The sequence below is a fragment of the Neisseria sp. 27098_8_158 genome (assembly GCF_041433145.1).
In the GTDB taxonomy this organism is placed as follows: domain Bacteria; phylum Pseudomonadota; class Gammaproteobacteria; order Burkholderiales; family Neisseriaceae; genus Neisseria; species Neisseria subflava_E.
The window spans coordinates 176,009-189,271 of sequence record NZ_JAPWAZ010000001.1 but is presented as its reverse complement, the minus strand read 5'-3'; the positions used below and the strand labels follow the sequence as shown (position 1 = coordinate 189,271).

The following is a 13,263-nucleotide window of genomic DNA, read 5'->3' as shown; positions in this document are numbered from 1 at the left end:
CGTTAGGCGTTTTGTTCAATAATAGAAAGATGGAGTGTAGAAACGATGAAACAATGGATGCTTTTAGGATTGCTGTGGTTGGGCGCAGTGGCACAGGCGCACGATGTTTGGGTGGCTGCACCGAAACATCAGCCTGCCGGCCAAATCCTGCATGCGGATTTGGGTTACAGCCACGACTTCCCCAATGTCGAAAAAATCGCCGACGACCGCGTGCATATTTTCAAACCGCTGCAATTGACCGGCAGCTCAAAGAAAACCGTTGATTTGGTAAATAAAGGCGAAAACTATCAATACGTTTCCAAAGTCGCCCTGCCCGCAGGCTCCTACTGGGTCAGCGCGACCTACAAACCGACTTTCTGGTCGAAAAACCAAGACGGCTGGAAACAGCAAACCTTGAAACAGCTGGCCGGTGCCACCTATTGCGAACAATCGCAAATGTTCGGCAAGAGTTTCGTCCATGTGGGCAACGGCGCAGTCGATGAAGCGGTATTGACCCGCCCTATCGGCCAAGAGCTGGAACTGGTTCCGCTGAAAAATCCGAACGAAGTCAAAGCCGGCGGTATTTTGCCGGTCAAAGTCCTGTACAAAGGCGAGCCTTTGGTTAAAGCCACCGTTACCGCCAGCTCGGACACTTTGGCCGAAATGGACTTGGAATCGACCCATGACCACCGCGAGCCTCAAGGCTTCTCCGGCAAAACCGATAAAAACGGCGTGGTCAATGTGATTATGCTGATTGACGGTTTGTGGAAAATCAAAGTGGTGAACGAGACCGATTACGGCGATAAAAGCGTATGTCAGAAAGACAATACTTACGCAACGCTGATTGTGCCTGTCGGTACCAAACGCGCGGCTGCACGCCATGCCCACCATCATCAACATTAACAGCCATTAAAAAAGGCCGTCTGAACTTTCAGACGGCCTTTTTTTATTCTAATTCATAACCCAAATTTCTAAAAAAACGGGAGTATGTTTCCAACTCATCACCATTTAATTGGGTAAAACGGATACGGTTGCAGCCGGTCAAGACCACACTTCCCATCCAGTGCGCCCCAAAGACGCGCTCTAAAGGGACATTCCTCATTTGATTGATAAACGGTACTTCTGAAGAAAATTGCGTAGCAATATTTGGAGGCGCGAATTTCAAACCCAAGTCCTGCAATGTATAACGGTGTTGCGCCGTCAAAAACATATCCTCGTGGTGCAGACGCACCAGCCATTCCATACCGGCAATTTTTCCGTCTTCCAGCGGCAAAGGCGGTCGGATTTCTACATTTAAACCCAGTTGTCGCGGCATGGTTAAAAGCCGTCTGCTGCGCAGGCTGAAACCGCCGTTCTGCGGCTCATCCAAATTCGGAGAAGTCTGAATCAGATGTTGTTTGGCCAAATATTGGTCGGTTCCCTTCAGGAAAAACTGCCCATCTGCTTCGGTTTCCAACAAAATCGGCAAAGGTGCGCCGATATAATCATATTCCCGATAGGCATCCTGCCAGTTTTGACCGTTCAACACCCAGCCGTCATTTTGAACAATCAAACAATAATCAGTATCGATGTAATACATCAGTTGGTACAAAACAAACAGATTGTATTCCAGATACCCGAATGGCCGGCAAGGTTGATGTCGGATATTCTCTGGCAAACCTTGCGGACAGCTCGGGCTGATCAGCAATCCACGGCTGCCGGGCAATTCGGCACAGCTGCGGGCAACGGCATACATCGTGCCCTCGGTATAAGAATCTGCACCGGTAATACCAACCACGGTAATGTCAGCAAAACTCATTAATATATTTCCCTGTTTCAGATGACCTTTGAGTTATTTACGACACCTTGTTGCAGATATCTTTCAAGCGATACAAGGCATCCAAGGCTTCGCGCGGCGTGAGGTTGTCGGGCTGAATTTGCGCTAACGCCTCAGCCAATTCATTGGTCTGCAAATTATCAACAGGCTCAACTTCTTGTTCTTTCCCTTCCTCATCTACCCCATTTTCAGACGGCATGGCGCTGAAAATATCCAGCTGCGGACGGTTGGCGGCGGCTTGGGCTTCGAGTTCGTCCAGATGTTTTTGGGCGGCTTTGAGGGCGCGGTTGGGCAGGCCGGCGAGTTTGGCGACGGCGATACCATAACTTTTGCTGGCGGGGCCGGGTTCGATGTGGTGGAGGAAGACGATGTCTTGTCCTTGTTCGAGCGCGGAAAGATGCATATTGACCGCCGTTGCGTGGGCTTCGGGCAGGCGGGTCAGCTCGAAATAGTGGGTGGCGAAGAGGCTGAAGGATTTGTTTTTTTGCAGCAGGTGTTCGGCGATGGCGTGCGCGAGGGCGAGGCCGTCAAAAGTCGAAGTTCCTCGACCGACTTCGTCCATAAGGACGAGGGATTGGTCGGTGGCGTGGTGGAGGATGTAGGCGGTTTCGCTCATTTCGACCATGAAGGTGGAGCGGTTGGAGGCGAGGTCGTCGGAGGCGCCGATGCGGGTGAAGATTTGGTCGATGGGTCCGATTTGGGCGGCGTCGGCAGGGACGAAGCTGCCGGTGTGCGCCATGAGGACGATGTGGGCGACTTGACGCATGTAGGTGGATTTGCCGCCCATGTTGGGGCCGGTCAGGAGCATGAGGCGGTGTTTGTGGTCGAGGCGGGTGTGGTTGGCGGTGAAGTGGCGCACTTGTTGCTCGACGACGGGATGGCGGCCGTTTTCGATATGGATGACGGGGTAGTCGGCGAACTCGGGGCAGACGAAGCCGCGTTCGGCGGCGGTGGCGGCAAAGGTGGAAAGTACGTCGAGGGCAGCGGCGGCTTTGGCGGCTTTTTGAAGCTGAGGCAGGGTCGTCTGAATGTCTTTGAGGAGGGCTTCAAACAGGCGTTTTTCCAATGCCAATGCCTGCTCTTGCGCGGTCAGGACTTTGTCTTCGAAGGTTTTGAGTTCGGGGGTGATGAAGCGTTCGGCGTTTTTGAGGGTCTGGCGGCGTTGGTAGTCGGCGGGGGCTTGTTCGGCCTGGACTTTGGATAGCTCGATGTAGAAGCCGTGGACACGGTTGAACTCGACTTTGAGGGTGGAGAGGCCGGTGCGTTCGCGTTCGCGCGCTTCGAGGTCGAGCAGGAATTCGTCGCCGTGGTTTTGGATGTGGCGCAGTTCGTCGAGTTCTGCGCAATAGCCTTGGTTGATGACGCCGCCGTCTTTAAGCCAGACGGCGGGTTCGGGCATTACGGCGGCTTTGAGGGTTTCGGCAACGGGCAGGGTTTCGGGGAAAACGGCTTTGAGGGTTTCCAACAGGCTGCTGCCCTCGGCGGATAATTCGATTTCGGATAGGGCAAACAGGCTGTCGCGCAGGGCGGCGAGGTCGCGCGGACGGGCGTTGCCGACGGCGATGCGGGCGGCGATGCGTTCGATGTCTGCGATGTTTTTCAGACGGCCTTGCAGGGTTTCGTATTGCGAACCCAGCGCGGCAACGGCTTCTTGGCGGGCGCGGATGTGGGCGCGGCTGCGTAAGGGATGGTGCAGCCAAAGTGCCAAGAGGCGGCTGCCCATGTGGGTGGCGCAGCCGTCGAGTATGGAAAACAGGGTCGGCGATTTTTTACCGGAGAGGGTTTGCGTGATTTCAAGATTGCGGCGCGTGGCGGCGTCCATGCCGATATATTGGCTGTCGGTTTCGAGCGAAATGCCGTCTAAGTGTTGCGGCATCAGGTTTTGCGTCAGGCGGATGTAGTTCAACAGCGCGCCCGCCGCGCCGACGGCGGCTTCGTGTTCCTTGCCGTCCAAACCGAAGCCGTGCAGGTCTTGACAGCCGAAATATTCGGTCAATAATTTCGCGCCCGCGTCGGCAGCAAACTGCCATGAGTTCAGGCGCGTAATGTTGGCAGAGGTTGCCTGAAAACCATTAGGTAGGCTTTTGCCTTCAGGCAACAGGATTTCCGCCGCCTGCAAACGCGCCAGCTCGTCGGCGAGTTTGTCCGCCGTCGTCAGCTTGGTTTTGAATTCGCCGCTTTGCAAAGATGCCCACGCGATGGCGACGTGTTTTTTATCCGCGTTCACCGCCGCGATGCGGTTGGTTTCCTTGTCTTCCAAAAACGCCGCGTCGGTCAGTGTGCCGGGCGTTACGATGCGCACGACTTTGCGCTCCACCGGTCCTTTACTTGCGCCGACTTCGCCCACCTGCTCGCACACCGCCACGCTTTTGCCCATCTTCACCAGCCGCGCCAAATACTGCTCCGCCGCATGAAACGGCACGCCCGCCATCTTAATCGGCACGCCGTCCATCTGCCCGCGCGTGGTCAGGGTGATGTCCAGTAGCTTCGCTGCTTCCACCGCGTCATCCAAAAACAACTCGTAAAAGTCGCCCATGCGGTAAAACACCAGCTTGTCGGCGTGTTGCGATTTGATGGCGAGATACTGCTGCATCATCGGGGAAACGGCGGATTTGCTCATGGGAAAGCCTTAAAAACGCAAAAGTGTTATTGTAACAAAAGGCCGTCTGAAAACCTAAAATAAGGTTTCAGACGGCCTTTTATGTATACCAAATAAAATTAGTTATAAACGAAAATAATGTCTAAGTTTTTCTTCGGCAGGAAATTTTCTTTGACTGCTTGGAAGCGGTTCGGCCCTACTTTGCGCAGGGATTTGTCCCAGCAGAGTGACAACACAGTATTCGGCTCGCGGTCTATGGTCAACGTGAATTTACCGATGGGTTTTGCCCAGTTGGCACCTGTGGTCAGGATATAGCCCAAATGGTGATAGACCTTTTCTTCTTTCACATTTTTAAAGTTGTTGAGGAAGTTTTCATCCATGCAGTACTCATCTATAAATGCTTTGCTGTCTTTGGCTTTGAGCGAAGGCAGGAAGCTGCCGCCGACCAGCGGGGTGTATTGGTGTTTGATTTCGGTGACGCTGCCGGCTTTGAAGGTTTGCTTCCAGCTGTAAACAATCTGCGCCGACCAATCGGGTAGTTCATCCGTCTGTTTGGGTAGCATGGATTGGACTTTGGCGGAGCGGCAGGCTCCGATTTTGCTGCCGATTTTTTCACCGTCTTGCTTTTTCGTCCAAGGGTGCATCAGTTCCTGATCGCTCAAACCGCATTTTTTCAAATCGGCGGTCACGTCCACCAGCGAGCCGTTACTCCGTTCAAAATAGGCACGGACGTGGGTTTGCGGGCGGACAGGTTTGCCGTCGGCGTAAATTCGGAAGCTGTCAACCAAGCCTTTGGTGTCGGCAAAGTCGTAATCGATGAAAGCAGGAACAATCGGCAAAGGGAAAAGGACGGTTTCGATAATGTCTTGCGAGGAGGTGTTTTTAAACCGGTAATGCACGCGAATCTGGTTTTCGCTGATGTACAAATCTTCGCTCTGCATATCGATATGCGGATTTTTCAGATATTTGATGCCGCTTGTGCTGACCGTACCCATACTGTCATTGGCATGAGCGGCCCCAGCCAGCAAAAGGAGCAAGATTAAAGCTTTTTGTTTCATGATTTAACCCCTTTGAAACAGGCCGTCTGAAAAACAGGTTTCAGACGGCCTTTACCAGCAGCTTGGTTTTAAGCCAAAGCCACTTCCAAATTATCAATCAGGCGCGTGGTACCCAGACGTGCGGCGGCAAGTACCACCAATTCTTTATCGCCAACATGAGCCACTGCCAAGCTGTGTGCATGGCGGATTTCAACGTAATCAACCACCCAGCCGGCATCGGTCAAACGGCGGATACATTCGGCCTCAAGCTGGGCGTAATTAAGATTGCCGTTTTTCAGGGCAGTGGCAATGTTTTGCAACTCTTGATAGAGGCGCGGCGCTTCTGCGCGCTCTGCCTCGCTCAAATATTGGTTGCGACTGGAAAGTGCCAGTCCGTCTGAAGCGCGACCGGTGTCGACCGGGACGATTTCGATATTGAAATTTAAGTCTTCGACAAAGCCTTTGATAATCGCCAGCTGCTGATAGTCTTTTTTACCGAAACAGGCGGTATTGGGTTGAACAATGTTGAACAACTTGGTTACAACAGTCGCAACGCCGCGGAAATGGCCCGGGCGGAATTTGCCGCACAATTCATTTTGCAGGTGCGGAGGCTCGACATTGAAACGCTGTTCCACATTCGGATACAGCTCTTTTTCATCAGGCGCAAATACGACGGCAACGCCCTCGCCTGCCAATTTGTCGGCATCTTGCTGCAAAGTGCGCGGATATTTGTCGAAATCTTCGCCCTGTCCGAATTGCAGGCGGTTGACAAAAATACTGACCACAACGTTATCGGCACGTTTTTTCGCTTCGCGCACCAGCGCAAGATGGCCTTCGTGCAGATTGCCCATGGTCGGCACAAATGCCACTTTTCCGGCAGTTTTGCGCCACTCGCGCAATTCTTTAATCGTATGAATAATTTGCATGGTTTGAAAAATCCTTTATCTTTTCCGCCGCTTCATCTACGGAAATCACGCGCCGATTATACGCTTTTATTCATCAAAAAGGCCGTCTGAAATAAGTTTCAGACGGCCTGTTTTTTATTTTATCCGGCAAACGTATGTTCGACAGATGGGAACGTTTTTGCTTTGACTTCGTCCACATAGGCTTTGACCGCAGCTTGAACGCTGTCTTTGCCCTGCATAAAGTTTTTCACGAATTTGGCGGTTTTACCGGGGAAAATGCCGAGCATATCGTGCATCACCAAAACCTGACCGTCGCAATCCACGCCTGCACCAATACCGATGGTCGGGCAAGAAACGGTTTCGGTTACTTTTTTCGCCAACTCTGCAGGAACGCATTCCATCAATACGATTGCCGCACCTGCCGCATCATGCGCTTTGGCGTCGTTGAGCAACGCTTCCGCCTTGTCGCCGCGGCCTTGAACTTTATAGCCGCCGAATGCAAACACGGATTGCGGGGTCAGGCCGATGTGGGCGCAAACAGGGATACCGCGCATTTGCAGAAATTCAGTGGTCTCCGCCATCCAGACACCGCCTTCGAGCTTGACCATATGCGCGCCGGCCGCCATCAACTCTGCCGCCGCCGCAAATGCCTGCTCTTTGCTCTGCTGATATGCGCCAAACGGCAAATCGCTGACAATCATGGCATTTTTAGTACCGCGAGCCACGCATTCAGTGTGGTAGCACATATCCTGCAAGCTCACCGGCAACGTGGACTGACGACCTTGCACCGCCATACCCAAAGAATCGCCGACCAGCAGTACATCTACGCCGGCATTGTCCATCAGCGCGGCAAAGCTGGATTCATAAGCGGTCAGCATGGCGATTTTTTCGCCCTCTGCTTTCATTTTTTGCAAAGTGTTTACGGTAATCATGGTGTTTTGTGTGTTCCGCCCGACGGGCAGCCCTTTGTTGTAATGGAAACGCGGTATTATAAGGTCTGCTTTTAAAATATCAAAGCATAAGCAAAAAGCCCGACTGCTTTCACAATCGGGCTTTTAATTGGTGCCGGCACCAAGAGTCGAACTCGGGACCCCCTGATTACAAGTCAGGTGCTCTACCAACTGAGCTATACCGGCTTACTGAAATGCCTTGCAGCACCATTAGTCTTTAACTGGTGCCGGCACCAAGAGTCGAACTCGGGACCCCCTGATTACAAGTCAGGTGCTCTACCAACTGAGCTATACCGGCAAGGAAGTCGGCATTATGCCGATAAGTTCCCATCTTGGCAAGCATTTTAAAACAAAGTTACTCACGAAATTATAAAAACCAATGATTTTAAAGAAAATTAAATAAATACCTTACCTCTCAATTCAACACGCTCAAAGGCCGTCTGAAAACCGCCCCAGCGCAAAATATCATGGTTTCTGTTAAAATAACGCCTTCTACATCTTTCCGTCTTTGCCCATGCCACCCCGCCATCCTTACCGCCGCCTGCGCCCAGCCAAATCCCATCTGCCCGAAGTCGGCATTTCCGAAGAAGGTAATATCCGTTCACTGCACTTGGGCAGCGACACCATTCAAAGCTCCATGAATGTCGATCATCCGTCCGAGCTGGTGTTGTCGTACAGCCGCGCCATGATGGGTTGGCTGCTGTTTGCAGAAACCCCGCCCAAACACATCACCCAAATCGGCTTGGGCGGCGGCTCGTTTGCTCGTTGGATAGACAGCTATCTGCCTCACACCAAGCAAACCGCCGTGGACATCAATCCGCAAGTCATCGCCGTAGCGCGCAGCCTGTTTGAATTGCCACACGAAGGTGAAAATTTTGAAATTATCGAGGCAGATGGCGCGGAATATATTAAAGTGTTCCGCCACAATACCGATGTAATTTTGGTAGATGGTTTTGACGGCGAACAGATTATCGATGCTTTGGTGGAAGAGCCCTTCTTCCAAGACTGCCGCAATGCCCTCTCTCCCGACGGCGTATTTGTCACCAACTGGTGGAGCGGCGACCAGCGTTACCAACGCTTTGTCGAACGCCTGCTCAACGTCTTTGACGGCCGCGTACTCGAGCTGCCTGCCGAAAGCCACGGCAACGTAGCGGTCATGGCATTCCAAAGCAGCCCTAAAGAACAAAATCTCGACAACCTAAAAAAACGCGCCGAAAAATTAAGCGAAAAATACGGCTTGGACTTCAAACGAATGCTTGCAGATTTGAAAGCCAACAATCAAAACAACGGCAAGAATTTTTATCTATAACCCGCTTCAGGCCGTCTGAAAACAAACAAGGACACACCCATGCTCAAACCCGACATCATTCAAATCCCCGGCCCGGCCGGTTTGCTGGAAACCATCTACCTGCCAAGCACACAAGAATCCGCCCGCGGCGTTGCCGTCATCAACCACCCAAATCCCCTGCAAGGCGGCACCAACACCAACAAAGTCATCCAAACCGCCGCCAAAGCCCTCAGCCAGCTCGGCTTCCATTGCTACCTGCCCAATTTGCGCGGCGTAGGCAATAGCCAAGGCGAACACGACTACGGCCGTGGCGAAACGCAAGACTGCATTGCCGTTATCGACTACGCCCGTGCGCAACATCCTGACGCGCCGCAATTCGTCCTGGCCGGTTTCTCATTCGGTGGCTACGTTTCCACATTTGCCGCACAAGCGCGCACGCCCGATTTACTGTTGCTGATGGGCGCCGCCGTCCATCACTACACCGACCGCCCGGAACCATCCAACGTTCCCGATATCGCCAAAACATTGATGATTCATGGCGCGGAAGACGAAGTCGTCGAAATCAACAAAGCCCTGACATGGGCAGAACCACAAGGCCTGCCTGTTGTGACCATTGCCGGTTCGTCCCATTTCTTCCACGGCAAACTCATCGTTTTACGCGATACAATCACACGGTTTGCACCGGCTTTATTAGGCTAAAATCCGGCTACAAAATAAAACAAGGCCGTCTGAAAGCTTTTTCAGACGGCCTTGTTTGTATGAAAACCTTATTATCAAATATCAGGCTCAAGTATTCAGAAATCTATCAAGGATTTTCTACTTAACATATCAATTCTGAGTCAACCAATACTGCAAACCAATCAAAGTCTTACCATCTTTGATTTCATCGTTTGCCAATGCATTGCGCACCTCTTCCTTGCTCATCAGGACGGTTTCTGTAATTTCATCCTCATCATTGCTCAACTCGCTGCCCAAACGCACGCCTTGCGCTTGGTAGAGATACATTTTTTCATCGCAAAAACCGACTGCAGTGTAAAAGGAGTGCAACAGTTTGACGCTGTCGGCGACATATGGCGTTTCTTCCGCCAACTCACGCAAAGCGCATTCGGCAGGATCTTCGTCCGCCACATCCAATTTACCCGCCGGCAATTCCAACGTCGCCTGATCGGCGGCATAACGCCATTGGCGCACCAAAACAACTTTGCCGTCTTCCGTTTCTGCCAATACACACGCAGCACCCGGATGACGGATCACAACCCGTTGGCTTTCATTGCCGTTGGGCAGGCTAACCCGATCGCGGCTGATGGTAACAAAAGAACCTTCGTAGATCGGCTCGCTGCTTAATTTAGTTTCTTTCAAATCCATTTTTTACCTCATTTCCAAATTATTAAATATTAAAGGCCGTCTGAAATCCTTTTTCAGACGGCATAGATAAGCCCTATTCCCGAGTGCGTTCAATCTCAATACCGACCTGCGCCACATCTGGCAAAATACCCGGTTTCACAATGCGGACGCGCACTTTGGCCGCACCAAAATCATTTAAAATTAATTGGGCGATATATTCCGCCAAAGTTTCCAGCAGTAAAAAATCCTGTTCGGCAAGGCTGCGGCGTACGACTTCGCATACTTCGCCATAATGGATGGTGTCGCCGATATCATCGCTCGTGCCGGTACGCTCGGGAACACTGATTTCCAAATCCAAAATCAAAGTCTGTTTACGCTCGCGTTCCCAATCATATACGCCGATTAAAGTATCGGCCTTCATGCCGTACAAAAAGATTTTATCCATTTGCCTGTCCGTTTTTTTGATAGAATAACCGTTCCCATTTTAAGTAAAGCACCCAAAATGTTCAATGTACTCGCCATTATTGCCGCCTATCTTATCGGCTCCCTGTCTTTTGCCGTCATCGTATCAAAATATTACGGCATGGACGATCCGCGCACTTACGGCTCCGGCAACCCCGGTGCCACCAACGTCTTGCGCAGCGGTAAGAAAAAAGCAGCCGCACTGACCCTGCTCGGCGATGCAGTAAAAGGCTTGGTTGCCGTCATCTTAGCACGCTGTCTGCAAGATGCTTTAAATTTGTCTGATGCAACGATAGCACTGGTTGCCATCGCCGCATTGGTCGGCCATATGTGGCCAATATTTTTCAATTTTAAAGGCGGCAAAGGCGTAGCCACCGCATTAGGCGTCTTGCTCGCCCTCTCCCCCGCAACCGCCTTGCTTTGCGCCTTGATTTGGCTGGTCATGGCATTCGGTTTCAAAGTCTCCTCCCTCGCCGCACTGGTCGCCACCGTCTGCTCACCCATCTTCGCCTTCTTCATGATGCCACACGCCTCTTGGGCATGGGCAACTGTATTCATTGCCGCATTGGTGTTATACCGCCATAAAAGCAATATTCAAAATCTGATTCAAGGAAAAGAAAGCAAAATCGGAGATAAAGCCGGAAAATCTTAAAAGCGTAGATATATTCAAATAAAAGGCCGTCTGAAAGTATATTTTTCAGACGGCCTTAATAGTTTTTACTCACTCATAATCAGTCAATCTTAATATATTCCACCGACAGAATCTCTATAACCTCACGTCCTTCCGGTGTATCCAAGACAACTTCATCCCCTTCACGTGCTTTTATCAGGCTGCGCGCCAAAGGGGAAATCCATGAGATTTTGTTTTTAGCGGTATCGATTTCATCTACGCCGACGATTTTGACGGTTTGTTCACGACCGTCTCCGCGCAGTAAGCCAACGGTGGCGCTGAAAAAAATCTGGTCCGTGGCTTCACGCGCTTCTGGATCGACGACGACAGCGGCTTCCAAGCGTTTGGTTAGGAAGCGGATACGGCGGTCGATTTCGCGCATACGGCGTTTACCGTAAAGATAGTCGCCATTTTCGCTGCGGTCGCCATTGCTTGCCGCCCAGTTAACGATTTGGACGATTTCCGGGCGTTCTTTGTTGACCAGATGATAAAGTTCGTCTTTCAATGCCTGCCAACCGGTAGGCGTGATGTAATTTTTGGTTTCGGTACTCATGATGTGTCTAAAACATAATTAAAGGCCGTCTGAACGTTGATTTTCAGACGGCCTTTATTGTAAGTCAATTTACTTTATTCTTCATCATCGCTATCGCTGATACTAATGCTGTGTTCCATTTTGCTTGGATGTACTTTCAAGCCGCCGCAACCTGATTTTTCGGCGGAGAGGCGGTTTAGGTATGCTTCGTCGATATCGCCGGTTTGATAAACACCGTTAAAGCATGAGGAATCAAAGGATTCAATTTTTGGATTGAGTGCTTTAACTACTGCTTCCAAGTCTTCTAAGTTTTGGAAGACGATGCCGTCTGCGCCAATCTCGGTTGCGATTTCTGCTGCGCTGCGGCCGTTTGCAATCAGTTCTTCACGGGTCGGCATATCGATACCGTACACATTTGGATAGCGCACTTCGGGAGCTGCAGAAGCAATGTAGACTTTGCGTGCACCTGCCGCGCGTACCATTTCAACGATTTCACGGCTGGTCGTACCGCGCACGATGGAGTCATCCACCAACAAAACGCTTTTGCCGTTAAACTCGGTTTCCATCGGGCTGAGTTTTTGGCGTACTGATTTTTTGCGTGTTGCTTGGCCGGGCATAATAAAGGTGCGGCCGATGTAGCGGTTTTTAATCAGACCTTCGCGGTAAGGTTTTTCGAGATGGACGGCAAGCTCCATCGCGCTGGGTCGGCTGGTATCGGGAATCGGCATCACGACATCGATATCATCGACAGGCAGCTCGTGTTTGATTTTTTCTGCCAAAGATACGCCCATATCCATACGGGACTGATAAACGGAAACGCCATCGATGACGGAGTCTGGGCGGGCAAAATAAACATATTCAAAAAGACAAGGGCTTAATTTGGCTTTATCGCTGCATTGACGGGAAATAATCGTGCCGTCAAAACCAATAAATACGGCTTCGCCCGGCTGGATATCGCGTTCCAAATCATAGGCAAGCGCGTTGAAAGCAACTGATTCAGAGGCAACGGCATACGATTTTTTACCGGATTCGTCAATTTGCGAACCCAAAACCAATGGACGGATACCGAAAGGATCCCGGAAAGCCAGCATACCATATCCGGCAATCATGGCCACTACGCCATACGCGCCGCGCACTAAGCGGTGTACTTCGGAAACGGCGTTGAAAATATTGTCGATGGTAAGTTGATAAGGGGCTGTATTTTTAGAAACTTCACGGCGTAATTCGTGCGCGAATACATTGAGTAGGACTTCAGAATCGGAGCTGGTATTAACGTGGCGCAGGTGTTTGTTGCATACGTTTTCATAGAGCTCTTCGGTATTGGTCAGATTACCATTGTGTGCTAAAACAATGCCGAATGGAGAGCTGACATAAAACGGCTGGGCTTCTGCGCTGCTGCCCGCATTGCCTGCAGTCGGATAGCGGACATGTGCAATGCCTGCATTACCGACCAAGTCGCGCATATTACGGGTACGGAACACTTCGCGCACCATGCCTTTGCCCTTGTGCATATGAAATATATTGCCTTCGGCAGTAACAATACCTGCTGCGTCCTGACCACGGTGTTGCAACATCTGCAAACCATCATACAACATCTGATTGACCGGCTCATGACTAACCAAACCTAATACACCACACATATCGTGCTTCTCCGAGTTTGAAGATTAAATGGGTAAGCTGT

13 protein-coding genes and 2 tRNA genes are annotated in these 13,263 nt (G+C 51.1%); 4 read left to right on the top strand and 11 right to left on the bottom strand.

Going from position 1 to position 13,263, the window contains the following annotated elements; genetic code table 11:
* Positions 1-45 precede the first annotated feature (45 nt).
* On the top strand, positions 46-882 hold the full coding sequence (locus tag O3681_RS00935) for a DUF4198 domain-containing protein (protein WP_371459072.1): 837 nt from the start codon (positions 46-48) through the stop codon (positions 880-882).
* Positions 883-925: 43 nt separating this feature from the next.
* Here O3681_RS00935 and O3681_RS00930 read toward each other — a convergent pair whose 3' ends face one another.
* The 7 genes from O3681_RS00930 to O3681_RS00900 form a co-directional block, all read right to left on the bottom strand.
* On the bottom strand, positions 926-1,777 hold the full coding sequence (locus tag O3681_RS00930) for a DUF5672 family protein (protein ID WP_371459071.1): 852 nt from the start codon (positions 1,775-1,777) through the stop codon (positions 926-928).
* A 37-nt stretch (positions 1,778-1,814) separates the two neighbouring features.
* Positions 1,815-4,415 carry a DNA mismatch repair protein MutS gene (mutS, locus tag O3681_RS00925; RefSeq protein ID WP_371459070.1) on the bottom strand — a complete coding sequence of 867 codons (2,601 nt, stop codon included), beginning with the start codon at positions 4,413-4,415 and terminating at the stop codon, positions 1,815-1,817.
* Between the two features lie 98 nt (positions 4,416-4,513).
* Positions 4,514-5,452 (bottom strand): DUF4424 family protein, encoded by a 939-nt coding sequence (locus O3681_RS00920; protein WP_371459069.1) that lies wholly within the window; start codon positions 5,450-5,452, stop codon positions 4,514-4,516.
* Between the two features lie 68 nt (positions 5,453-5,520).
* A complete protein-coding gene (gene panC, locus O3681_RS00915) occupies positions 5,521-6,357 on the bottom strand; it encodes a pantoate--beta-alanine ligase (RefSeq protein ID WP_371459068.1) in 837 nt (278 codons plus the stop codon).
* A gap of 119 nt (positions 6,358-6,476) precedes the next feature.
* The gene (panB, locus tag O3681_RS00910) at positions 6,477-7,268 is read right to left on the bottom strand and encodes a 3-methyl-2-oxobutanoate hydroxymethyltransferase (protein ID WP_049333454.1); all 792 of its coding nucleotides are present in this window, start codon (positions 7,266-7,268) and stop codon (positions 6,477-6,479) included.
* A 128-nt stretch (positions 7,269-7,396) separates the two neighbouring features.
* A tRNA-Thr gene (locus O3681_RS00905) sits at positions 7,397-7,472 on the bottom strand.
* A gap of 36 nt (positions 7,473-7,508) precedes the next feature.
* Positions 7,509-7,584 (bottom strand) — tRNA-Thr (locus tag O3681_RS00900).
* Positions 7,585-7,800: 216 nt separating this feature from the next.
* On the opposite strand from O3681_RS00900, the gene O3681_RS00895 reads away from it, so the two are divergent.
* Together O3681_RS00895 and O3681_RS00890 are read left to right on the top strand one after the other, a co-directional pair.
* Positions 7,801-8,595, top strand: a complete 795-nt coding sequence (locus O3681_RS00895) for a polyamine aminopropyltransferase (protein WP_070592056.1) — start codon at positions 7,801-7,803, stop codon at positions 8,593-8,595.
* A gap of 39 nt (positions 8,596-8,634) precedes the next feature.
* Entirely contained in the window at positions 8,635-9,273 is a 639-nt protein-coding gene (locus tag O3681_RS00890) for an alpha/beta hydrolase (protein WP_107723071.1), read from the top strand.
* A 129-nt stretch (positions 9,274-9,402) separates the two neighbouring features.
* Here the strand turns inward: O3681_RS00890 and O3681_RS00885 are convergent, their stop codons facing one another.
* Positions 9,403-9,939: an NUDIX hydrolase gene (locus tag O3681_RS00885; protein ID WP_371459067.1), complete on the bottom strand. Its 537-nt coding sequence runs from the start codon at positions 9,937-9,939 to the stop codon at positions 9,403-9,405.
* Between the two features lie 73 nt (positions 9,940-10,012).
* A complete protein-coding gene (folB, locus tag O3681_RS00880; protein WP_049329397.1) occupies positions 10,013-10,363 on the bottom strand; it encodes a dihydroneopterin aldolase in 351 nt (116 codons plus the stop codon).
* A 57-nt stretch (positions 10,364-10,420) separates the two neighbouring features.
* Between folB and plsY the strand changes: the two genes are divergently transcribed.
* Positions 10,421-11,032, top strand: a complete 612-nt coding sequence (plsY, locus tag O3681_RS00875; protein WP_371459066.1) for a glycerol-3-phosphate 1-O-acyltransferase PlsY — start codon at positions 10,421-10,423, stop codon at positions 11,030-11,032.
* Positions 11,033-11,111: 79 nt separating this feature from the next.
* Here the strand turns inward: plsY and greB are convergent, their stop codons facing one another.
* Together greB and purF are read right to left on the bottom strand one after the other, a co-directional pair.
* A complete protein-coding gene (gene greB / locus O3681_RS00870) occupies positions 11,112-11,603 on the bottom strand; it encodes a transcription elongation factor GreB (protein WP_003685038.1) in 492 nt (163 codons plus the stop codon).
* A gap of 74 nt (positions 11,604-11,677) precedes the next feature.
* A complete protein-coding gene (gene purF, locus O3681_RS00865) occupies positions 11,678-13,222 on the bottom strand; it encodes an amidophosphoribosyltransferase (protein WP_107723069.1) in 1,545 nt (514 codons plus the stop codon).
* Positions 13,223-13,263: the final 41 nt, after the last annotated feature.